Below are 22,956 nucleotides of genomic sequence, written 5' to 3' on the forward strand. Positions count from 1 at the left end.
CAATCAAAAAGGAGAAAGGTTAAGGAACAGGCGTTGCAACCAGCCCATCTGCTGCGCTTCGTTGATATAGCCGTTGCCGACATATTCAATGCGCGCATCTGCCACCTGGGTGGATACAACGGTGTTGCTGGCGCTGATGGTGCGCGGGTTCACGATGCCGGAGAAGCGGATAAACTCCGTTCCCTGATTAATGGCGATCTGTTTCTCCCCGACCACGGCCAGGTTGCCGTTTTCCAGCACCTGTTTCACCGTCACGGTGATGGTGCCGCTAAAGGTATTTTTCGCTGCCGCTCCGCCTTTACCGGCGAAGTCGTTGGTGCCGCTCAGTGAGGCATCGGCTTTGCCGCCGCCCACCAGCCCGGAGAGGAAGCCCGGTACGGTGCTCATGCCCACATCCGTTGAGCCATCGCGCGAGGCGGTGGCGGAGGAGCTTTTGCTGGCGCTGACGTTCTCCTGTAGCGCAATGGTCAGCGTGTCACCGACATTGCGCGGACGGCGGTCCTCAAACATCGGTTGATAACCATAATTCATCGCCTGCCCTGACTGAAAAATTGCGCCGTTAACCGATGCGGCAGCAACCGGCGTAGGCGCGGCAGAGGTTTCCCCCCCTACCAGTGGTTTTTGTGGAATGTAGGCGCAGCCGGTTAACAGACTCATTAACAGGAGCGTTGAGGCCATACGGCCCAGCGTGGTTTCAGAGCAAGGGAGATTAGTCATCATATTCACTACAGATAATGCAGCCGCGAGCGTGCCCGCGGCCAGGGTTCAAAGTTGTGACAATCGTTGCAGCATCTGGTCAGAGGCCGAGACCGCCTTACTGTTAATTTCATAGGCGCGCTGGGTCTGGATCATGTTGACCAGCTCTTCCGCCACGTTAACGTTGGAGGTTTCGACATAGCCCTGCTTCAGGGTGCCTGCGCCGTTGAGACCCGGCGTGGATTCATTCGGCGCACCCGACGATTGCGTTTCGCGATAGAGGTTTTCACCAATACTTTCAAGGCCGGAGTCGTTGATAAACGAACTCAGCGTCAGCTGTCCCACCTGCTGCGGCGCGGTCTGGCCAGGCACCGTGACGCTTACCGTACCGTCGTTGCCGATGGTCAGGCTCTGCGCATCCTGCGGGATGGTAATCGCCGGCTGAACCTGATAACCGCTGGAGGTCACCAGCTGGCCGTTCTGGTCAAACTGGAAAGAGCCATCGCGGGTATAGGCAGTTGTGCCGTCCGGCAGCAGAACCTGGAAGAAACCGCCGCCTTCAATGGCGACATCCTTGCTGTTGTTGGTCTGCGTCAGGCTGCCCTGGCTGTGAATGCGCTCGGTCGCCACCGGACGCACACCGGTACCCAGCTGTAAACCGGACGGGATAGTGGTCTGCTCGGACGACTGCGCGCCCGGCTGGCGCAGGGTCTGATAGATCAGATCCTCAAACACCGCCCGCTGGCGTTTAAAGCCGTTGGTGCTGACGTTCGCCAGGTTATTGGAAATCACATCCATATTGGTTTGCTGGGCTTCGAGGCCGGTTTTCGCAATCCATAAAGAGCGGATCATGCTGTATTTCTCCTTACCGCGGCCTAACTGGCGCTCAGTAACTGGTTGGCTTTCTGTTCGTTGTCATCGACGGTGGTGATGACTTTCATGTTCATGTCAAAGCCGCGTGAGGTGGCGATCATCTCCACCATCGATTTCACCGGGCTGACGTTGCTCCCCTCCAGCATGCCGGGCATCAGGCGCAGATCGGCATCGGCGGGCAGCACGGCGGCAGCGGCCGGATCGGCGACGTGAAACAGACCGTCGTCGCCATGTTTCAGCACGCCAGGCGTGGCATTGACCATCTTCAGGCGGCCAACCTGCGCCAGCGCGGAAGGCTCATCGCCCGCGCCCAGCGCGGTAATGGTGCCGTCGGCGGCGAGCGTCAGTTCTGCCTGCGGTGGGACGGCAATCGGGCCGCCATCGCCAATCAGCGGCATGCCGTGCACCCGCAGCTGGCCATCGGCGTCCACTTCGATGTTGCCATCTTTGGTGTAGCCTTCACTGCCGTCGGGCAGTTGCACCGCCAGCCAGCCGTTCTGCGGCATCGCCACGTCGAGGTTGCGCCCGGTGGCCTGCATCGCGCCCATGGTGCTGTCGCTCCACGGCGTTGATTCGGTCACCATGGTGCGGGTCTCCAGCGACGGGCCGTGCACCGGGATCGCGCGATACGCGGCGATCTGCGCCCGGAACCCGTTGGTCGATGCGTTCGCCAGGTTGTTTGAGGTCACCGCCTGGCGGTTAAGGGCCGCGTTAGCGGCACCCATTGCGGTATATATCGCGCGATCCATCAGCCATTAACCCAGGTTAACCAGCGTCTGTAACAGCTCAGACTGGGTTTTGATGGTTTGCGAGTTGGACTGGTAGTTACGCTGGTAAACGATCATGTTCACCATCTCTTTACTCAGATCCACGTTGGAGGCTTCCAGCATGTTGCCGCGCAGCGAACCGAGGTTGCCGGTGTCGGCAATACCGGTTACCGGCTGCCCGGATTCCGGCGTCTCGGTCCAGCAGTTGTTACCTGCCGACTCCAGACCGCCCGGGTTGGTGAAGTTGCTCAGTACCACCTGGCCCAGCAACTGGCTTTCGCCGTTGCTGTAGGAGGCGATAATCTGGCCGTTATCACCGACGGTGTAGCCGTTCATCAATCCCGGCGGGTAACCGGTGGTGCTCGGGCTGTCCATGGTATTTTCAGATGCCTGCTGGCTGAGGCCAGAGAGATCGAGATTGAAGTTGAGCGCCGCGCCGCCCTGGTAAGCCGCGCCGTCGACGGTCAGCTCAGCCGGGTTGGTGGTCAGCTTGCCGGAGGTATCAAACGTCAGATTCACGGAGCTGGTGGTGCCCGGTGACGTAGAGTCCACCGAGTAAGCCGTCCACTGGTTATCCGCGGTTTTCACGTAGTAGACGTTAATCGCGTGCTCGTTACCGAGGCTGTCATAGGCGTTCACCTGCGTGGAGTAGGTATAGGAGTCGCCATCTGTCGGATCGAACGGGGTCACGGAGACAACGTCGTTACCGGAGTCGAGGTTACCGGAGATAGAACCCGCATCAGAGGCGCGCGCCGGCATCTGCCCGGTCGGGATCTGGATCGCGCCAACCGGTGCACCCTGCTGGATCGCCGGCGGCGTGCCGGTGGCCATATAACCGGTCAGGCGCATGCCCTGGTTGTTGACCACATAACCGCTTTCATCGGTCTGGAACTGACCATTGCGGCTGTAAAATACGCGCCCCGCTTCAGTCACCATGCGGAAGAAACCGTTGCCCTGGATACCCATATCCAGCGCGCTGCTGCCCGCGCCGAGTACGCCATCGCTGAAGTTCTGGTTTACACCGGCAACCTGTACGCCCATCCCCACCTGGGAGCCGGCGAAGACATCGGCGAATGCCACGGAGCCGGATTTAAAACCGACTGTCTGCGAGTTGGCGATGTTGTTACCAACCACATCTAACGCCTGCGATGAGGCGTTTAATCCACTAAGACCTTGAGAGAAACTCATTTGCTAAACGTCCTGTGCGCGTAGCGCGCAACTCTGAATGAAAAATTATTCAATAAGGTAAACTTCGCTGAGCGACGCGGTGCCATCGACGCCCAGTTGCAGCACAGCGCCTGAACTGGTGAAGGAGACGCTCTGCACTTTCGCCGGCTTCAGCGCGGTAATCGCTGGCGCGCTGCCGTCGGCATTGGTGGCGGTAAACGACACCGTAAAGCTGGTGTCCGCCTGGGTACGCGGGTCGCTCGGCTGGAAATCTTCAAAATCATCCAGCGTGTACTCATGCACGCCCGCTTCCACATTCTTCAGCTTCGCGTTGTAGGCGTTACCGGCCGCATCGGTGAGCGTGACGGTGACTTCATCGGCGGCGCTGTCGAGCGAAAGCCCCACTTTCTGGTTACCATCGGTCGCGGTGGAGACCTTCGGATCGCCCTGAATCATGATGTCGCGGCCGACCCAGTCAGCGGAGTTCATCTGCTGCATGCTGGCCACCAGCGTGCCCATGCTGTTCATGGTGGTGTTGAGTTGTTCCACGCCCGCCGCCGTGTTGAACTGCGCCAGCTGAGCGGTCAGGTCGTTGTTATCCATCGGATCGGTCGGGTCCTGGTTCTGCATCTGCGCCACCAGCAGCGTCATAAAACTATCCAGCAGCTCATCCGCGGTGGAGCCGGTGCCGACACTCCCGGAACTGGAGCTCGTCGACGACGTGGAAGAAGTGGTGTTCGTCGTGGTTGACGTACTTTTTGTCGTCACGGCGCTTTGCGTCATGAGCGGTGAAACTGCCATCGTTTTCTCCTTACTGACCCAGCGTCAGCGTTTTCAGCATCAGACTCTTCGCCGAGTTCATCACTTCGACGTTGGCCTGGTAGCTGCGGGATGCCGAAATGGTGTTGACCATCTCACCCACTACATCGACGTTCGGCATATGCACATAGCCCTGCTCATCCGCCAGCGGATTAGCCGGTTCATACACCAGACGATCGGGCGCTTCGGACTCCGTCACGCCGCTGACTTTCACACCGCCAATCTCCTGACCGGCAGCGTTATCGACATTGAAAATAACCTGACGGGCGCGATAGGGTTTGCCATCCGGCCCGGCAACACTGTCGGCATTTGCCATATTACTGGCGCTGACGTTAAGTCGTTTTGACTGGGCGGTCATCGCCGACCCGGAAATATCGAAAATACTAAACAGCGACATGAAAATTATTAACCCTGGTTAATGACGCTCATTAAACCTTTAATTTGAGCGCCGAGGATGGTTAAGCTCGACTGATACTTAACATTGTTATCTGCAAAATTAACGCGCTCACGATCCATATCGACAGTATTACCATCCGCGCTTGGCTGATCCGGAATTCGGTAAAGTAACTGTTGATCGTTGGCTTTTGGCGCAACGCCGGGAATATGTTTCCCGGATGTTATAGCTAATGTTAATGGATGATTATTTCGCGTCTCCTGCGTCATCGCATTTTTCAACTCTTTTGAAAAATCAATGTCTCGCGCCTGGTAGCCCGGCGTGTCGGCATTCGCGATATTGGAGGCTAAAATATCCTGCCGCCGTGACATCAGGCTTAATGCCTGCTGCTGGAAACGCAATTCATTATCAAGTTTATCAAACATGAAATGACTCGCCTGCTTCGCTAATTGATTACGGAGCATAGTCTAAGAGACAACCTAATAAATCTATACCTTAAACATCTGACAGAAATAAGCGCATTTAAATACTTCATTACGCGCATCGATTTCTAAATAGTGTTTTTATACACACTCTGAAACAGCAAATCGGCAATATACAAACAGAACTGCGCGCATTTACGCGATAAACAAATTACCGACCTGGATTACAATTAAAGTAATCGTAATATCCGCCTTCCTCTATTTATATATAAGGTTGTTCTACATGCTGCACACGCTATTAAGGCCGCTTTGCCTGCTGCTGCTCTGCTGCGCCGTCACGCTTCCCGTCCGGGCAGCAAGTGCACCCGACGGCGAGCTTGCGTCGCGCATTGCCAAACTGCTGGCAGCCAATCATCAAGGAGCAGAGGAAAACGCGCCGCAGCTGCGCATTCGCATTCTTACCCCGGCCACAAAACTTGCCGCCCTGTGTGAAAAGCCTGATTTGCGTCTTTCCGGCCATCCGGTGCGTTTGACCGGTAACCGTAGCGTGATCGCTAAATGCGGCAGGAAACAGCACTTTATTCAGGTGAATGTGAGCGCCAGCGGGCGCTACTGGATCGCCGCCCGTCTGCTTAAACCGGGGCAAACCATTGGCCCGCGTGATATTCAACCCCTTAGCGGCGAGCTGGATAAGCTGCCCGCCGGGCTGCTGTTAGATGCCAGTAAGATCGTGGGCCGCACGCCGACACGCACCCTGCATCCCGGTCAGCCACTGACGGAAAATCAGCTGCGTCAGCGCTGGCTGGTGGTGGCCAATCAGGAGGTGGAGGTTGTCGCTCCCGGTGATGGTTTTTTGATTCACGCCAAAGGCAAGGCGTTGAACAATGCGGCGCGAAATGAACGGGTACGGCTACAGACGCGCAGTGGCCGCATCGTGGCGGCAACCGTGGTTTCAGAAGGGACAGTAAGCATCAACATCGATAACTGATTTCAGTTTTATTTTGCCTGGGCCGATATCTTTATTACAGGCCACACATAAAAGATATCACCAGGACACTTATGAACATTGAACGCACCAGTCAAGCACGCGCAATCCAGGCGACCACCGCACAACAGCAGGGCGAGCCGCGCGCAAAGTATGACGATATGGGCAGAGCGGCGGCATCTGACGATCGGGCAAACGGTACGCAGGTCAAGCTGAGCCAATTGATGCAGCACGTTAAAGCTGACAGTAGCCGTGATATCGATACCGCACGTGTTGCTGAAGTTAAGGCGAAGATGGAAGCGGGCGAGTTAACGCTGGACAGCGACAAGATTGCCAGCGCACTGGTCCGCGACATCTTTCAGTTCTCATAAACCTGACGAATAGTAGAGATGGAAAATTTATCCGTAATATTGAAAAAACTCACCGGCCTGCTGGAGGAGCTGGAGAGCACGCTGGTGGAAGAGAATGGGCAGCTAAGCCGGGCGCAGATCAACCCGATTTCGCTGCAAATTATCTCTGACAATAAAAGCCGCCTGCTTGCCGCCATCAACTTTTATGATGAACAGCGCAAGCAGGAGGAGAACCAGCAGAGTGTCGCGTCACCGTATAGCCATAAACCGCAGCTGGCGGCGCTGTGGAGGGGCATTACTGTAGTGGTGAAAAAATCGAGCGAGCTGAACCAGAAGAATTATCAGCTGCTGGAGATGCATATGAAGAAGGTTAACGATGTTAAGCAGATCGTCAGCCGGGCGACCTCAACGACGCAACTCTATGGGCAGAGCGGCAATCACAGCAATGATGGTTCCGGCAATGTCTATCGCATCTCGGTATAGCGCGCATATCACCCTCACAACGGCTTTCAGACGCTTGCCTCGCTACCTGCACCGGGAATAAACACCACGCGGTTTCATTTCCGGTGCTCTCAAGCCAGCATTTTCAACTGCACGCTTTTTACTCATTCTCTGCTGCGAAAAATTGCAACCCCTTTTTTACGTCACCCCGCGCCATTCAACGCTTCGCGCTGATTTACCAAGGCAGATGTTTCTAAATGTTTCTTAAAAATCTTCCCCTGCAATGCCCCTCTGCGCAGGAAAAAACAAAAGCGCTGATTTTGATCCCTTTTTTCCGGTTAAAAAAACTGTACGGCTACGCGGTTGCAGTAGATTAATTGCCACACTTTCTCCATTGAAAAGGGTCGAAAAACTCCTTCTATAAATTTGACGAAACAAAACAAAAAAAGCCTGTTTACGCCCTGGCGTGAAATCGTGAAAATACATCCACGCACTGCATCATGACGTTTTACCGGTAATACGAAATGATGGCTCTGTGAAAATTCCCTCTCGAAAAGGCCCATTTTTCCAGTTGCCTTATGCCGGGAAGGTCGGTGACCAAACTCTATTACTGACTTTTATTACCAGTAGTGAGCTGTCATATGTGATGTATAACCACTCTTTTCGATAGCCACCTTCGGGTGGCTTTTTTTTGCTTATTTTTCATGTGATTAAATTTAAAGACAGAGAAAAAGGTTATTAACAATAGCGTTAACCCGGCATGGGCCCGGCTTAAAAAACGCTGCCGGACCGCTATCAGCATAAATAGACGTAAGCCTGGCGCTTCGCTAAATTACCGTTTCGTTTTACCGCCCGGCTTATTTCCGCTGTGCATTATCCGTTAATGGATATGCTGCGAATTTACTCACCCTCGACCTCTTTATTAAGCGTTGTTCCCCCCTCCTCTTCCCGTTCGTCGGTCCAGATACGGCTGTAGTCGGGCCAGACCTGCGCATAACACGCAATATTTTTGATGCACACGGGTGTGGTCAGGCGATAACGCTGGGCAAATAGCGGCACCACAAAGTAGTGGGTTTTAAGAAAGCGCATCAGCCGCCGGATGCGCGCGCCGTGACGCTCCGCCGGCCCGGCATTGATGCGATCGAGCAGCTGCACGCCGCGCAGCCACTGGGCATGCCCCCAGAACCAGGTCCACATCTCGCTATGGCGATAGCGCTCCTCCAGGCTGAAGGTTTCATGCTGGTCAAAGCGCAGAAAGCCGAGACAGAGATCCTCCTCTTCCCAGCGCTGGTTGGGCAGTAACCAGTGCGAAACGCTGATCGGGTTGGTGTTAACCGTACAGCCGCGGTAGCGCAGGCTTTTGATCAGCTCGTCCACCAACTTTTTCATCTCGGTAGATCGAAAGTAGGTGATATTGAGCGTGGCGGGCAGCAGCGCCTGGGCCACGGGCTCTGTTGGCGGCAGTAACCACTCCGGCAGCGGTGCCAGCGTCTCTTCCCGCTCCATCATCGCGCGGGCGAGGGACTGCGCAATCTGGCGGATCACCGCCTGCTGGGCGAGGCTCAGGCGGCCGCGCCGTTGATTAAAGGTGACATAGTAAAACGCATCGCTGCTTTCACGGACGATCATCGGCTCGGGAGATAAGTGTGAGCGAGGGGTATCGAGGCGTACCAGCGCTGGCGAGGGGATGGCGGCCAGCGGCGTGTTGTAGACAATCTCGCTCGCCTGCGGCATTTCACCATGCCAGCCGGGCGCGCGGGTGAGGGTCATCTGCGCATCGGAATGGCTGCCAAGCTGAAAAGGCCCGAGGCCGACCACGCCGTTTTCCGGGTGTGCCAAGGCATAGACCGGGCTTGCCAGCCGATAGAGCAGCATCGCGTCCGGTTGGCTGAGGTGCATGATCAACACATAATCCTGCACAATCACATCCGTCACGTGGGGTAAGCCAGGCCCGCCCGCGTAACGCTGAAGGGTGGTCTGCAACTGCGCAGGATCTAACGCCTCGCCGTTGTGCCACACCAGCCCGCGACGCAGCATAAAGTGCCAGCTCAGCCCATCGTCACTGACCCGAATGGTGTGGGCGAGACAGGGAACCGGCTCGGCCTGCTCCGGCAGATGGCGCGTCAGCCCGGCATGCACCATTTGTAGAATATGCCGCCCGGCGCGATCGGTATGAATAGAGGGCACGGGCGCCTGTAGCGGGCGATAGAAGGAGATGTGATAGTGAAAGCCGTCGCGGGAGTAACAGGTTCCGTGGTTTTCCGGCATGCTTTTCGCCTCTGCCGCAGGGGTATTGCTGCCAAGCATATTCTCCAGCGCTGCCACGCTCATCTGGCACTGCAACACGCCGAGTGCGCCCCGCCCCGGTCTGGAGCGCCAGATAAGCCACCCCTCCTCCTGCATCTCTTGCAGCAGGGAGCGTGCATAGCGCGCCGTGCAGGCTAAGGTGTCGGCGATTTGCGCCAGGGATAACTCATGTCGGTGCGTACTGTATTTCGCCAGCAGCCGGTTATAACGGCGCAGCAGGCTACCCTTCTCAATAGCGGAGTAATAAACCATTGGTTATTCACCATGATAAACAGATGACGCAAGGGGATTCGATACGATGGAGAGTGCAGTAGTGAATATAGCATATTAGATAAATCTTATGATTCTGCCCGCCCGCCGCGCGGTCATATGAGATTTTTCACTTTTTTTTCGCTGTCCGCGAAACCTTTTCCTCTGCGCCAGCGAACTGTAGATGAACGCACACTTAATGTTGACCTGGAGCGCATGATGACCCCGATGAAAAAACTCTTTTTGAGCCTCTCTGCCGCAGCCCTGCTGAATGTTGCCAGCGCACAGGCGGCGCTGCCCACCGGTTCGCAGGCACCCGACTTCCAGTTACAGGGCGCGCTGGCGGGAAAACCGCTCACCTTCTCCCTTAAGCAAGCGCTGCAAAAAGGGCCGGTGGTGCTCTACTTCTTCCCGGCGGCATTCAGTAAAGGGTGCACCATTGAAGCCCACGCCTTTGCCGAAGCGACGGATGATTTTAAAAAGCTTGGCGCGACGGTGATTGGTGTTACCGCCGGTAATACCGATCAGGTGGATGCTTTCTCCAAAGAGGAGTGCCGCGATAAATTTACCGTTGCCGCCGATCCGGGCGCAAAAGTGGCGGCGCAGTACGACACGCTGATGCAGATGAAGGGCAAAACCCTCTCCGATCGTACCTCTTACGTTATCGCGCCGGACGGCAAGATCCTGCTGAGCTACACTGACAGAAACCCGGAAACGCATATCCAGAAAACGATGGACGCGGTGAAACAGTATGCGAAATCCCATTCGTAACTAACCCTTTTTCCGGCAGAGAATCACTATGTTAACCGCCATGCTCGCCGCCTTCGCAGGCGGCATTATTCTCAACTTTATGCCCTGCGTGTTTCCGATTATCTCGCTGAAAGCGCTGGGCCTCCTGCGCCATACCGGGGATCCAGCGCAGACGCGCCGCGAAGGGCTGGGTTTTTTGCTCGGTACGGTGGCGACCATGCTGATCCTCGCCGGGATCCTGCTTGCGCTACGCGCTGGCGGCAGCGCCGTTGGCTGGGGCTTTCAGCTGCAATCACCGCTGGTTATCGCTGCGCTGGCGCTGATTGTGCTGGCGGCGGCGCTCAACCTGCTCGGCGTGTTTGAAGTGGGCCTCTCCGTGCAGCGGGCCGGAGAGATCCACGTCGAACGCGGGGCGTTTATCCGCGCGGCGCTGACCGGCGCGCTCTCTATTATTGTTGCTACCCCCTGCGCCGCACCGTTTATGGCGGGGGCCATTGGCTATGCGCTGGTGCAACCGCCCACCGTCGCGCTGGCGATCTTCTTCGCCCTCGCGCTCGGTTTTGCCGCACCGTTTAGCCTGATTTCGCTCTTCCCCGCTCTCGGCAAATGGCTGCCGCGACCCGGCGCGTGGATGAACACCCTGAAACACGGGCTGGCCTTTCCGATGTTTGGTGCCTTCGGCTGGCTGGTGTGGGTGCTGGCCCAACAGGCGGGCACCACGGCGCTGGCGGCGATCATTGCCGCCTCGGTGGTGGTGAGCTTCGCCGCCTGGCTCTATGGCATGGCGCAGCAGCGCCGCTTCGCCGGGCGCGGCCATAAAGGGTTGTTCGCCGCCACCGCACTGCTGATTATCGCCGCCCTTACCCCGCTGCCGTCGGTGGTGAACAGCGGCGCGGCACTGGCCTCGTCGCAAGTAGCGGAGACCAGCTGGTCGCCGCAAAAAGTGGCGGAGAATCGCGGCCACGGGAAAGCGATTTTCGTCAACTTCACCGCCTCCTGGTGCATCACCTGCCAGGTGAATGAGAAGACCTCGCTCTCAACCGAGGCGGTCAAAACGGCGCTGGCGAAGAGCGGCACCCTCTACATGGTGGCGGACTCGACGAAATTTAATGCCGATATTGATGACGCGCTCAACGAACTAGGCCAGGGCAGCCTGCCGCTCTATGTCGTCTACCCGGCGGATGGCGGCGCGCCGACCATCCTGCCGCAGGTGCTAACACCCACAATTGTGGTCAATGCCCTGAACGCAGCGAGCGGCAAAAAAACCTAAGGCGGATGATGGAAAAAGCGGAGGCAGCGCGGGAAGAGTGGCCGCATCTGATGGCCAGGGCGCAGGCTGGCGACAGCCAGGCCTATACCCGGCTGCTTAAAGCGCTGGTGCCGGTTATCCGCACGCTTGCGCGTAAGCAGGTAGCAGACGAGCTGGTCGAAGATGTGATTCAGGATGTGCTGCTGACCCTGCACCGGGTTCGCCACACCTACGATCCCGCTGCGCCCTTTTTACCGTGGCTGATGGCAATTGCCCATGCCCGCACGGTGGATGCGCTGCGAAAACGCGGCCGCCATCAACAGCGGGAGGTGGCGGATGAGCTGCTGCCTGAGCCGGTCGCAGACGCTCACCCAACTCTGCATGAAGAGGAGCTGGCGGCGCTGCTCGCCCAGTTACCCGCACGCCAGCGCCAGGTGATTGAGCATTTTCACCTGCGCGAAATGAGCCTTGCTGAAACCGCGACGCGGCACAACCTGACGGTCTCCGCCGTCAAATCGCTACTGCATCGCGCCCTGAATAATCTTCGTCGGTTAGGAGCCCTTCATGGCCGATCATGAGTGGTTAATTGAGAAACTTGGTCGTTCGGCAGAGCCGGTAAAACGGCCCTGGCGCAGCGGCTGGCGGGTGGCAAGCTGGCTTGCCGTGGCATTGCCATGCGGGGTGATAGTCAGCCTGCTGTTAAACAGAACACAGACCGACTGGTCGCACGCAGGCGCTGCGTGGGCGATGCTGCAACTGCTGCTCACCTTTGCCACCGGCACGCTGGCGATCCGCAACGCCTTTCTGCTCAGTATTGCCGGGCAGCGTCCGCTCGGCTGGGGCTGGTTTGCGGCGCTGGTCAGCCTCTGGCTGGCAACAACCTTTTTGAATCTCCATCTGCATCGCGTTCCGGCGAGCGGCATGGTTGAGGGGCCAAATTGTTATCTCTTTATGCTGGCGGTGAGCGTGCCGATGGCGGCAATCGTGGTCGGCTACCTGCGCCGCACCCGCACGCTCTTTCCCGCCCGCAGCCTTGGCGCGGCGGGTGCAGGGGTCGCCTGTATGGCGCTGACCCTGCTCTCGCTCTGCCATCCGACGCACATCAGCGCGGCGGATCTGCTGATGCATATCGCCGCGGTGAGCACCATTGTGCTGCTCACCGTGGTGCTCGGTTACCGCTGGGTTTCCCTGCCGTAGCGGTCACTTTTTCGGGAAGATCCACAACTGATCGGCAGGCAGCACCACGCGGTAGTTCTGCGCCGTGCGCGACTGGGTGCCGTAGACGCGCACCACGTAGTCATCAACCGGCGTGCGGAAGAGATACTCCCAGCGGTCGCCAAGGTACATGCTGGTGAGCATCGGCAGATCCAGCGAGTTATCCTGCGGCGTCTCGGTTAGCCGCAGGCTCTCCACGCGGATCACCGCCGTCGCCTCCTGCCCTACGCTAACGCCCGGCCCGGCAACACCCCACAGCGCCCACTGCGCCCCTTCGATACGCGCCCGGCCGTTGGAGACTTCCGTCACCTTGCCATGCAGGCGGTTGTTGCTGCCCATAAACTCGGCGGTGAACAGTGTTGAAGGCTTGCTGTACATCTCCTGCGGCGTACCCTGCTGCTCGATCACCCCATTGTTGAGCAGCAAAATGCGGTCGGAAATCGCCATCGCCTCATTCTGATCGTGAGTCACCATCAGCGCCGACAGCCCGAGCTTGACGATCAACTCGCGCAGGAAGACACGCGCCTCTTCGCGCAGCTTGGCATCGAGGTTAGAGAGCGGTTCATCGAGCAGGATCACCGGCGGGTTATAGACCAGCGCGCGGCCAATGGCGACGCGCTGCTGCTGGCCGCCCGACAGCTGGTGAGGGTGGCGCTGGCCGAGCGCGCCGAGGCCAAGCTGATCGAGCACACTCTGCACCCGCTGGCTAATCTCGTGAGCGGCGATTTTGCGCAGCTTCAGCGGGTAAGCGACATTCTCAAACACGGTTTTGTGCGGCCACAGGGCGTAGGACTGGAACACCAGCCCGAGGTTACGCTCCTCCGCCGGCACTTCGCTGCGCGGTGTGCCATCGTAAACCACATTTTTGCCAATGGTGATGCGCCCCTGGGTGGGCTTCTCCAGCCCGGCAACGGCGCGCAAAAGTGTGGTTTTCCCGCTGCCGGAGGGGCCAAGCAGGGAGACCACTTCGCCACGTTTGAGATCCATCGACACGCCCTTTAACACCGGGTTGTCGCCGTAGGTCAGGTGTAAGTTCTCTACCGTTAGCTCAATCATGTAATTTCACTCCAAAACGCAGGGCCACACCAAGACCGATGACCACCAGCAAAATATTGATAAACGAGAGGGCCGCGACAATATCGATAGCGCCCGCCGCCCACAGCGACACCAGCATCGAGCCGATGGTTTCCGTGCCGGGCGAGAGCAGATACACCCCGGTGGAGTATTCGCGCTCAAAGATCAAAAACATCAGCAGCCAGGAGCCGATCAGGCCATAGCGCGACAGCGGCACCGTCACATGGCGGGTCACCTGACCCGGTGTTGCGCCAGTGCTGCGCGCCGCCTCTTCCAGCTCCGGGCCGACTTGCAGCAACGTCGAGGAGATAAGGCGCAGGCCATAAGCCATCCACACCACGGTGTAGGCCAGCCAGACGCTGAAGATGGTGTTGCGCAGCGAGCGCAGCCAGACAATCAGGTTGTCACGCAGCCACTCGGAGACCGGTAAGCCCGACAGCCAGCCGTTTTTCAGGGATTGATCGAGCCACATCGGTAAGAAGAGGAAGACCCACAAAAAGGCGAGACCGGCGAGCAGACCCGGCACCGCGCGCGGCACCAGCACGCTGTAGTCGAGGAAGCGGGTAACGTTATCCTGCTTGCGGTGCATCGCGATGCCGACAAACAGATAGCAGATCACCGCCAGCGCGCCGCCGAAGACGCCAATCGCCATCGAGTTGACGATTGCCCGCAGCAAGTTCGGCTGCTGCCAGATATTGCGGAAGGTCTCCAGCGAGACGTTATCCCACAGCGGCACGCCAACCCCCCAGTGGGAGATAAAGGCGCGCAGCACCACGCCCAGCAGCGGCACGCCGATAGTGACCGTCAGCCACGCCACTACCACTGCACATGCCACCCAGCGCCATTTGCCCAGCGGCAGCGCGCGCGCCTGCGACGCTTTGCCTTTCATGGTGACAAAGCGGTTCGCGGTACGCATTAAGCGGCGTTGCAGCATCACCAGCGGAATGGTGATGCAGATCAGCACCACCGCCACGGCGGCCATCAGGTGATAAGAGGGCGTGCCGAGCTTGTTGGTCAACTTATAGAGATAGGTCGCCAGCACCATGTTGCCTTCGGGATCGCCGAGCACCAGCATCAGGCCGAACACCTCCAGCCCGAGGAAAAAGAGCAGTACGCAGGCGTAAAGGATTGAGGGGCGCACCATCGGCAGGCTAACGGAGGTCATCACCTGTAAAGGCGAGGCCCCCACCGTGCGCGCGGCCTCCTCGACATCTGAGCCAACGCTGCGCAGCGCCGACGAGATATAGAGATAGGCGTGCGGAACGTGCGTCAGCCCGGCGATCACCACAATGCTGAACATCGAGTAGATGTTCCACGGCACAAACCCCAGCAGCTGTTGCGCCCACTGCGACAAGAAGCCCACCGGCCCGGCAGAGACGACATAGCCAAAGCCAAGCACCATCGGCGAGACGAAAATGGGCACCAGGATCAGCGGCTCAATGAAGCGCCGCCCCGGCAGATCGGTACGCACCATCAAGAAGGCGAGAATGCCGCCGAGCGGAATGGCAATAAACACCAGCCCAAAGGCGAGAATAAAGCCGGACTTTAAGGCGAGGTAAAAATCGGGGTCGGTGAAGATAAAGGCGAAGGATTCGAGGCTCAGCTCCTTACTGCGGGAAAAGAAAGGCGCTGAAAGAAAACTCTGTACGACGATAAATAATAACGGAACGTAGATCACCAGGGCGGTAATCAGGACCGTTACGCCGCGCGGTAACCCTTGCCATTTTCTGCGCACGATATTCATAGAAAATCCCTGTGGTCAGAAGATGAGAGTGAAAGGGTTGTGCGCGGACAGCGCCGCACACAACCGGCAACGCCTCTATTTCCCGGCGGCGGTGCGCCACTGTTTAATAAATTCGAGACGCTTTTTCGGCTCCAGATACTCAAGCAGCGACTCATCAACCGGGATCGGTTTCAGCGCATCGCCGAGTAGTTTGGTCATGCCGTCGATATCATTGCTGCCTTCAATATCGTTACGCAGGGAGGGGATATCCGCCTGGCTTGCGAGAATGCTCTGCCCTTTTTCCGACAGCACATAGTCAAACCACAACTTCGCCGCGTTGCTGTGCTCCGCTTCGGCACTGATAAAGGAGACGCGCGACAGCACCAGCACGTAATCTTTCGGGTAGGAGACGCCTAAGGATTTATCCGCTTTCGCACGCGCTTCGGCATAGGATCCGAGGATGTTGTAGCCGACCAGGTTTTCACCGGAGGAGACGCGCTCCATCATGGTGCCGGTGGAGGATTGCACCGTCAGGCCGCCTTTGGCGATATCCGCAAGATGGGTGAAATACTCTTTGTCGTGCTTGCTATCTTCAACGGCGAGCATAAAGCCGAGCCCCGATTTTTCGATATCGTAGGTGGTCACTTTGCTCTTGAACTTATCGGTCTGGCTGGCAATCAGCTTCGCCAGCGCGGTGTGGGAATCCGGGACATCGCCCTGCGGGATCAGGCGTTTGTTATAGATAAAGACCACTGGCTCGTAGGTGGTACCGTAGGCTTTGTTTTTCCAGACCGCCCATTTCGGCAGTTTGCTCTGTTCGGGGGAGGCGTACTCATCGGCATATTCGGTTGCCAGCTTCAGCGCGGTGTCCATCGACGAACTCCAGACCACGTCGCCGCTGCCGCCGCCGGAGGCCTGCTCGCTAAGATAACGGTTATACAGCTCGGTGCTGTTCATATCGTTATATTCAACTTTGATACCGGGATATTGCGCTTCAAACCCTTTGATCAGCGGGCCAGCGGCTTTGGTGTCGGTCGTTGAGTAGACCACCACTTTGCCCTCTTTGGTGCCGGCATCGACGATTTTCTGATAATCCGCCGGGTAGCCCGCAGGGACAGCTGCGAGAGCGGCAGAGGAAAAGAGCGCCGCTACTACGCCCGCCAGTACGCTTTTTTTCATCTCCATGAACAAACCCCTATTTATCATTTTGTAAACACAAATTTAACATATAGCGCCTTAGCCACCCGATGCAACGCGGCAGGGTCTTTTTTGCGGGTTTTGTGACATTGAAGGGATTTAAGCCAATTACGCCGTTATTTTACCGAGAGTTAGCGGCATTTTATTCAGAACGGCGTTTTGCTCAGGATGAAAAATGGCGGGGAAAAGAGGTAAGAGTTGTTTACGCTTTTTAACAAATTAATCGCCGAGGATAAGGGGGCGATCGTACAGCACAATATGTTCGGGTTTGTGCGGGTCATACTTTATCGTCGTGCCAGTCCCGGCGGCCAGCCGCGTCGCATCCCTAAATGCCAGCGGCACAGTGATAGTGGCTTGTACAACACCCCCTTCGCGCGTGGTAAACCGGACCGCTATTTCGCACCATACCGAGGCGCGATCCATCCTGTTAGTGCGATTAAACGCAACGATATCGGCGTTGGCAGCAATACCGTGTTTACTTACATGGGCCTCAATAAAAAGCTTTCGAACCCAGACGCACACTTTGTATATCAGCCACAGCACCACTATCACAGCTATGCTGCTCAGCATCTCGTAAAGGGGTTTTAGTGTCATGAATCCTCTATGAAATGAAAGAGGTTAATTAAAGCCAGGAAAAATACCTGAGGAAGAGCCGTCAGAGAAATGCGACCTTTTATGTCCGCCCTGCAAACGCTTTAGGGGATAGATTAATCACCTAATATTAAAGGCTTATCATACAAAGCTATTCGTTTAGGGTCGTTAGGATCATATTTGATAGTGATGATTTCGCCGGGGGAGTAGCGCATAACTTCTTCTGCCGCTAAGGGTTTGTCTAAACTTGACTCCAATTCAACTCCCTCTTTCGTTTTGAATATGAAAGTCAGTTTATACACAGGAAGACCAGCATCAAACATGTTGGTCCTTTCACGTGTCTTGATCTGAGCATTAATGCCTACGCCAATTCTTTTCACCTCAGATTCCATCATCCCCTGTCGAATACCAGGAATGACCATAGAACCAGCCATCATTAGCAATCTAATGGCAACAAAAGCTATAAAGATATAAAACAAATACATCCATCGGAATTCCATTTTACCCCCCATCATCTAAACAATTAACGTCAAAGCTTTTGAACTCCAGCGCAGTGCACCAGACTCCAGCAGTACCCCAATTTGCTCAAATTTGAGCGGGTTATTTTTCTTTTCAAAAGCTTTCGAGCTTATGGAAATCACATGACGTGATATCGATGTATTTGCTGCAGCAATCGTAACTCCTTTGTAATCGAGTGCCACTCCAGTAACGCTTTCAGAAAAACCTGTAGCACTTGCGCTATTTCCTGCCACGACCTCCTTATGCCACCCTACCGTGTAAGACGATTTAGGCGCATCAAGATCTATAGCAACATCACTATGAAGAGTAATTGTTTTCGGGCTAGTAATGGTGATCGTTCCGTTTTTGACATCCTGATACCAGTCACCGCTATTGACAGTGATGGTCACGCCACCATCAATTGTTTCAGTTTTCCCCGATTTAATCGTAGTGGTAAGAGATTTGTCAAAATTTTGCGTCAAGGTGCCCGTTACATGATGCGTTTCATTACCAGTTACATCAGTAGTGCGGTCACCCTGAATAGTCACATTATCGCCGCCGCTGGTAATTTTTAGCGTTCGCCCATTCTGGATAGTTGTAGTCTCGCTATCGTTAAAGGTTTTGGTTTCCGCTTTTGTGACCGTGGTGGTGCGCTTTGCGAGATAGTTAAAAGTCGCATCCTGCGTGACATTATCAGTCTGCGTCTTTTTAATTGTGGTCGTGCGATGCCCGTCAATATCCACCGTTTGATCGTTTTCGACAGAGACAGACATATCTTTTTCAGAATGTAGCTGCACGGCTTCGCTGCCGGGTTTATCTTCGAAAAAGAGGTAACTGGCGTTGTCTTTGCTGCCATCCTTGCTTCTTGTCATAAAGCCCATAACGGTTGCTGCCGCAGGAAGTTCCCATGGCGGCATGCTTGATTCGTTGTAGACACGCCCTGTGATCAGAGGACGGTCGGGATCGCCATTAATAAAATCAACAACGACCTCATCGCCAATACGCGGAACCTGGACACCACCAAAGCCCTGACCCGCCCAGGCGCTGGATACGCGCACCCAACAGGAGCTTGAGTCATCGCCCTTCGCCAGGCGATCCCAATGAAATTTAACCTTTACGCGACCATAGCGATCGGTCCAGATACTTTCACCTGCTGGCCCCACCACTTTCGCCGTCTGCGGGCCATAAGTGCGTGGCCAGGGCGTTTTGACTTCAGGTCGATAGGGTGTAGAAGAGGGAATAACGGAGAATTCAATGCGGTGCATTGTTTCACCCGTATCGTTTGAAGCGTAGGGATTTTCGCGAAAATCATATTCAGCGGCAGTGATCAGATATTCGCCGTTATCTCCGACGAAAGGCGCGCTACTTAACTGAAATACATAACCGGGAGCAATACCGGTGGCAGTCGCCAGGCCCGCAATATGTTGATGGTCAACCTGCCATCTCTCCTGACGGATGCGCGCGTATTTTTCCCCATGCACATGGTCGTTAAAGCGTCCCGGCCACTCGTAGACATCGATATCGCCCGGCCTTGGAGAAGAGGGGTTTTGCCGAGCCTGGAACAGCCAGGCATTAGGCTGGCGAAAATCATAATCTTCAAGGCTAAATTTACCCGGTGTAACGCTATCTTCCATGGCCCACTGGCTAATCCCTTCCTCGCCCGTGACACCGCCAGAGTCAGTCGAATGGTAGGGGATCGTTTCATAACCTGGGAAGGCATCAAAAGCGGAACCGGTATCGAAGAGTACCAATTGATGGTGGCCTGGTTCATGGTGAAAACGATAAGCAATACCTTCAAGCTCCAACAGACGGCTAACAAAATCCAGGCTGCTTTCCTGATATTGAACGCAGTAGTCCCAAACGCGGTAACTCGCGGTCAACCTGTCATCCACGTTTATTTGATATTCGCTAAACAGAGTTTTGACTATTTCAGGAACCGTCTGGCTCTGAAAAATCCGCATATTACGGTCGCGCTTCATTGGCCAAAGGTCAGATTCAACAATTAAGTTGTAGGCAGCGTAACGGGTACCGGATAGCTCTACAGGCCGGACGCCTGCCCGGGTTACCTTACCGTTGAGATAGCGGGGCATGGATAGATTCTGGGTTGGTAATGCTACCGTTACGGATTGCCCAAGCAGTTTACTGCGATCGAGACGGGGATCTTCGCTGAGTAAAGTCAGGTTAAAAACAAAAGGCTCAGAGATCGCTTCACGCCCGGTCAACTGCCAAAAGAGCAACTCATTTGTTGTAGGAAGTTGTACGGAAATACGCTTATTCATTCCATCATCCCCATAGAGAGCAATAAACCATCGCCTTAGGTCACGATACGCACGAGCATAGCCAACACAGGTAGTATGCTGCTGAATCTAACCAAAGACTGTTACATGCGTTGTTATTTCAGATTAAGGATGCAACGGTGCATGGGTTCAGACCGGAGGGTTAATTCACAAGGGCCTCGAAAAGAAAACAGATCTCGCTCCCTAAAACACAATAAACCCACCAACAGTGTTGAACAGCTAAACCGGTTTAGTTAATGTTTAGCGGTACTCATTATCGGGAGAAAATCATGTCAGCTCGAGTCTGGTGTCTGGGTGACGCCGTGGTGGATCTATTGCCGCAGGGCGATGCCTGCCTGATGCAGTGCCCCGGCGGCGCGCCGGCCAATGTCGCGGTCGGCATTGCGCGCTTAGAGGGAAATAGCGGTTTTATCGGTCGCGTCGGCGACGATCCCTTCGGCCACTTTATGCGCCAGACGCTGGCGAAAGAGCAGGTCGACACCGCGTTTATGCGTGCCGATGCGCAGCACCGTACTTCAACCGTGGTGGTGGCGCTGGATGAAGAGGGTGAGCGCTCATTTACTTTTATGGTACGCCCGAGCGCCGACCTGTTCCTTGCAGAAACGGATCTGCCGCCATTTGCCCGCGGCGAATGGCTGCACTGCTGCTCGATTGCGCTGGCGGCTGAGCCTTCGCGCGCCACCACTTTCAGCGCCATGGAGCGGGTGCGCGGCGCGGGGGGGTTTGTCAGCTTCGATCCCAATATTCGCCACGATTTATGGGCCGACAGCGCCCAGCTTCGCCACTGCATTGAGCGTGCGCTGGTGATGGCAGATGTGGTGAAACTCTCGGAAGAGGAGCTGGCGTTTATCGCCGACGCGCCTGCTGAGGAGGTGAGCCTGCCTGAGCTGGCAGCGCGGTATGGCATCACCCTGCTGCTGGTCACTCAGGGCAAAGCCGGGGTGAAAGCCTGCCTGAACGGCAAGTGCTACCACTACCCGACGCTGCCGGTAATCAGCGTGGATACCACCGGCGCGGGCGACGCCTTTGTCGCCGGTCTGCTGTGGGGGCTGGCGCAGCACGGCCTGCCCGATAGCGAACCGCAGTTAGCCGCGCGGCTGGCGAGCGCGCAGATCTGTGGCGCGCTGGCAACCACCGCTAAAGGCGCCATGACCGCCCTACCCTGGCGCCACCAGCTTGAGGAGCAACTCGCCTGATACCTGCGGGCTTACGTCTCGTTTTGCGAGCCGTCTCACATTCACTAAACCGGTTTAGCTAATTTCATTGCGTCCTGAAATTATGCGCGATTATGATTCGACACCTAAACCGGTTTAGCAAAAATAACTCTGTGATGATGGCTCTTCCTTAGGGATGCAAAATGATGAAAAAAAGCACGCTCGCCATAACCCTTGGTCTTATTCTCAGCGCGGGAGCGGCACAGGCCGCCGACCCGAGCATGAGCAGCATTGAAGCCCGTCTTGCCGCGCTGGAGCAGCGTTTACAGGCCGCTGAACAGCGCGCAAATGCCGCCGAAAGCCGCGCACAAGCCGCGGAAAAACAGGCTCAGCAGCTGGCGGCCGCCCAGCAAAAAACCGATACCACCACCACACAAGTTGAGCAGCGCACCGCCAAACTGGAGCAGAAAGCCAGCGATGAAGGCGGCTTTGAGTTTCACGGCTATGCCCGCTCCGGCCTGCTGATGAGCGATTCGGCGAGCAAAACTCAGGGCGGCCCAACCGTGACGCCAGCTGGTGAGACCGGCGGTCATGTAGGTCGTCTGGGTAACGAACCGGATACCTATGTCGAGATGAACCTCGAACATAAACAGACCCTCGCCAACGGCGCGACCACCCGCTTTAAAGTGATGCTTGCCGACGGCCAGCGCACCTATAACGACTGGACCGCCTCCAGCAGCGATCTCAACCTGCGCCAGGCCTTTACGGAGATCGGCCATCTGCCGAGCTTTACCGGCGCATTTAAAGACTCCACTGTCTGGGCGGGGAAACGCTTCGACCGCGATAATTTTGATATCCACTGGATCGACTCCGATGTGGTGTTCCTCGCCGGGACCGGCGCCGGGGTATACGACATGAAGTGGAGCGACGAGGCGCGCAGTAACCTCTCCCTCTATGGCCGCACCTTTGGTGATATCGAAAACAGCGAAAACACCGCGCAGAACTACATCCTCTCCCTGAACAACTACTACGGCCCGGTACAGCTGATGGTCAGCGGCATGCGCGCGAAGGATAATGACGACCGCCTCGATCTGGAAGGCAATAAAGTGAAGAGCGACGCGGCGGATAACGGTGTTCACGCCCTGCTCGGCCTGCACAACGACAGCTTCTACGGCCTGCGTGAAGGTTCAGCAAAAACCGCGCTGCTCTACGGTCACGGCCTCGGTGCGGAAGTGAAGGCCATCGGCTCCGACGGCGCGCTGTTGTCGCAGGCCGACACCTGGCGCCTGGCGAGCTACGGCATTACGCCGCTCGGCGGCGGCTGGCACATTGCCCCGGCGGTGCTGGCACAGAGCAGTAAAGATCGTTACGTCAAAGGCGACAGCTACCAGTGGGCGACCGCCAACGTGCGCCTGATTCAGGGGCTGACGGAAAACTTTGAAATGCAGTATGAAGGGACGTATCAGTACATGGATCTGCGCCCGGAAGGGTACAACAGCCGCAATAACGTGAGCGGCAGCTTCTACAAACTGACCGTTGCGCCAACGCTGAAAGCGGGCGATGTCGGCGAGTTCCTGAAACGCCCGGAAATCCGCCTGTTTGCCACCTGGATGGACTGGGATCACCGGCTGGATAACTACGCCGGGGATGATGCCTTCGGCAGCGCTGGCTTCAAGGCTGGCGGCGAGTGGAACTTCGGCGTACAGATGGAAACCTGGTTCTGATAGCGCGGCCCCTG

Annotated in this window: 23 protein-coding genes; 9 read left to right on the forward strand and 14 right to left on the reverse strand. The window is 56.4% G+C overall.

The features are described 5' to 3' along the window. Positions 1–3 precede the first annotated feature (3 nt). The 7 genes from IAE50_RS19375 to flgB all read right to left on the reverse strand — a co-directional run bounded on the left by IAE50_RS19375 (position 4) and on the right by flgB (position 5,141). Positions 4–678, reverse strand: coding sequence for a flagellar basal body L-ring protein FlgH (locus IAE50_RS19375; RefSeq protein ID WP_373456979.1), 675 nt, complete (start codon positions 676–678; stop codon positions 4–6). 87 nt (positions 679–765) lie between these two features. Continuing rightward, complete coding sequence (flgG, locus tag IAE50_RS19380) at positions 766–1,548, reverse strand: flagellar basal-body rod protein FlgG (RefSeq protein WP_042712490.1); 783 nt, start codon at positions 1,546–1,548, stop codon at positions 766–768. Between the two features lie 23 nt (positions 1,549–1,571). Next, positions 1,572–2,318, reverse strand: coding sequence for a flagellar basal body rod protein FlgF (locus IAE50_RS19385; RefSeq protein WP_200580986.1), 747 nt, complete (start codon positions 2,316–2,318; stop codon positions 1,572–1,574). Positions 2,319–2,324: 6 nt separating this feature from the next. After that, positions 2,325–3,524, reverse strand: coding sequence for a flagellar hook protein FlgE (gene flgE, locus IAE50_RS19390; RefSeq protein WP_042712493.1), 1,200 nt, complete (start codon positions 3,522–3,524; stop codon positions 2,325–2,327). A gap of 45 nt (positions 3,525–3,569) precedes the next feature. Beyond that, entirely contained in the window at positions 3,570–4,304 is a 735-nt protein-coding gene (locus IAE50_RS19395) for a flagellar hook assembly protein FlgD (RefSeq protein ID WP_200580987.1), read from the reverse strand. A gap of 10 nt (positions 4,305–4,314) precedes the next feature. Beyond that, on the reverse strand, positions 4,315–4,719 hold the full coding sequence (gene flgC, locus IAE50_RS19400) for a flagellar basal body rod protein FlgC (protein WP_042712495.1): 405 nt from the start codon (positions 4,717–4,719) through the stop codon (positions 4,315–4,317). 8 nt (positions 4,720–4,727) lie between these two features. Continuing rightward, positions 4,728–5,141 (reverse strand): flagellar basal body rod protein FlgB, encoded by a 414-nt coding sequence (gene flgB / locus IAE50_RS19405; protein ID WP_042712496.1) that lies wholly within the window; start codon positions 5,139–5,141, stop codon positions 4,728–4,730. Positions 5,142–5,421: 280 nt separating this feature from the next. On the opposite strand from flgB, the gene flgA reads away from it, so the two are divergent. The 3 genes from flgA to IAE50_RS19420 all read left to right on the forward strand — a co-directional run bounded on the left by flgA (position 5,422) and on the right by IAE50_RS19420 (position 6,956). Next, positions 5,422–6,126: a flagellar basal body P-ring formation chaperone FlgA gene (gene flgA, locus IAE50_RS19410; protein WP_200580988.1), complete on the forward strand. Its 705-nt coding sequence runs from the start codon at positions 5,422–5,424 to the stop codon at positions 6,124–6,126. Positions 6,127–6,197: 71 nt separating this feature from the next. Beyond that, positions 6,198–6,494, forward strand: coding sequence for a flagellar biosynthesis anti-sigma factor FlgM (gene flgM / locus IAE50_RS19415; RefSeq protein WP_200580989.1), 297 nt, complete (start codon positions 6,198–6,200; stop codon positions 6,492–6,494). Between the two features lie 18 nt (positions 6,495–6,512). Next, complete coding sequence (locus tag IAE50_RS19420) at positions 6,513–6,956, forward strand: flagella synthesis protein FlgN (protein WP_042712500.1); 444 nt, start codon at positions 6,513–6,515, stop codon at positions 6,954–6,956. 858 nt (positions 6,957–7,814) lie between these two features. On the opposite strand, the gene IAE50_RS19425 is transcribed toward IAE50_RS19420, so the two are convergent. Continuing rightward, positions 7,815–9,473, reverse strand: coding sequence for an SgrR family transcriptional regulator (locus IAE50_RS19425; protein WP_200580990.1), 1,659 nt, complete (start codon positions 9,471–9,473; stop codon positions 7,815–7,817). Between the two features lie 216 nt (positions 9,474–9,689). Between IAE50_RS19425 and IAE50_RS19430 the strand changes: the two genes are divergently transcribed. Genes IAE50_RS19430 through IAE50_RS19445 form a run of 4 tightly spaced genes read left to right on the forward strand, consistent with a single transcriptional unit; the run spans position 9,690 to position 12,666 of the window. Next, complete coding sequence (locus IAE50_RS19430) at positions 9,690–10,241, forward strand: peroxiredoxin (protein WP_200581010.1); 552 nt, start codon at positions 9,690–9,692, stop codon at positions 10,239–10,241. 28 nt (positions 10,242–10,269) lie between these two features. Further along, a complete protein-coding gene (locus IAE50_RS19435) occupies positions 10,270–11,490 on the forward strand; it encodes a protein-disulfide reductase DsbD (RefSeq protein ID WP_200580991.1) in 1,221 nt (406 codons plus the stop codon). A gap of 8 nt (positions 11,491–11,498) precedes the next feature. Beyond that, complete coding sequence (locus IAE50_RS19440; RefSeq protein ID WP_200581011.1) at positions 11,499–12,047, forward strand: sigma-70 family RNA polymerase sigma factor; 549 nt, start codon at positions 11,499–11,501, stop codon at positions 12,045–12,047. Beyond that, positions 12,034–12,666 (forward strand): NrsF family protein, encoded by a 633-nt coding sequence (locus IAE50_RS19445; protein ID WP_200580992.1) that lies wholly within the window; start codon positions 12,034–12,036, stop codon positions 12,664–12,666. The genes IAE50_RS19440 and IAE50_RS19445 overlap by 14 nt, the downstream gene beginning before the upstream one ends. Before the next feature lie 3 nt (positions 12,667–12,669). Here IAE50_RS19445 and IAE50_RS19450 read toward each other — a convergent pair whose 3' ends face one another. The 6 genes from IAE50_RS19450 to IAE50_RS19475 all read right to left on the reverse strand — a co-directional run bounded on the left by IAE50_RS19450 (position 12,670) and on the right by IAE50_RS19475 (position 20,046). Beyond that, positions 12,670–13,740 carry an ABC transporter ATP-binding protein gene (locus IAE50_RS19450; protein WP_042712509.1) on the reverse strand — a complete coding sequence of 357 codons (1,071 nt, stop codon included), beginning with the start codon at positions 13,738–13,740 and terminating at the stop codon, positions 12,670–12,672. Beyond that, positions 13,733–15,502: an iron ABC transporter permease gene (locus tag IAE50_RS19455; protein WP_200580993.1), complete on the reverse strand. Its 1,770-nt coding sequence runs from the start codon at positions 15,500–15,502 to the stop codon at positions 13,733–13,735. The genes IAE50_RS19450 and IAE50_RS19455 overlap by 8 nt, the downstream gene beginning before the upstream one ends. A gap of 75 nt (positions 15,503–15,577) precedes the next feature. After that, positions 15,578–16,666, reverse strand: coding sequence for an ABC transporter substrate-binding protein (locus IAE50_RS19460; RefSeq protein WP_023480653.1), 1,089 nt, complete (start codon positions 16,664–16,666; stop codon positions 15,578–15,580). A gap of 231 nt (positions 16,667–16,897) precedes the next feature. Continuing rightward, positions 16,898–17,272, reverse strand: coding sequence for a DUF3592 domain-containing protein (locus IAE50_RS19465; RefSeq protein WP_234467236.1), 375 nt, complete (start codon positions 17,270–17,272; stop codon positions 16,898–16,900). Positions 17,273–17,385: 113 nt separating this feature from the next. Beyond that, positions 17,386–17,769, reverse strand: a complete 384-nt coding sequence (locus IAE50_RS19470; RefSeq protein ID WP_200580994.1) for a DUF3592 domain-containing protein — start codon at positions 17,767–17,769, stop codon at positions 17,386–17,388. 15 nt (positions 17,770–17,784) lie between these two features. Then, the gene (locus IAE50_RS19475) at positions 17,785–20,046 is read right to left on the reverse strand and encodes a type VI secretion system Vgr family protein (protein WP_200580995.1); all 2,262 of its coding nucleotides are present in this window, start codon (positions 20,044–20,046) and stop codon (positions 17,785–17,787) included. Positions 20,047–20,333: 287 nt separating this feature from the next. Here IAE50_RS19475 and IAE50_RS19480 point away from each other — a divergent pair, with 287 nt between their 5' ends. Next, positions 20,334–21,260 carry an aminoimidazole riboside kinase gene (locus tag IAE50_RS19480; protein WP_200580996.1) on the forward strand — a complete coding sequence of 309 codons (927 nt, stop codon included), beginning with the start codon at positions 20,334–20,336 and terminating at the stop codon, positions 21,258–21,260. A 164-nt stretch (positions 21,261–21,424) separates the two neighbouring features. Continuing rightward, the gene (locus IAE50_RS19485; RefSeq protein WP_139965879.1) at positions 21,425–22,942 is read left to right on the forward strand and encodes a carbohydrate porin; all 1,518 of its coding nucleotides are present in this window, start codon (positions 21,425–21,427) and stop codon (positions 22,940–22,942) included. The last annotated feature ends 14 nt before the right edge of the window (positions 22,943–22,956 follow it).

Source organism: Kosakonia sp. S42 (genome assembly GCF_016624785.1).
Taxonomy (GTDB): Bacteria; Pseudomonadota; Gammaproteobacteria; order Enterobacterales; family Enterobacteriaceae; genus Kosakonia; species Kosakonia cowanii.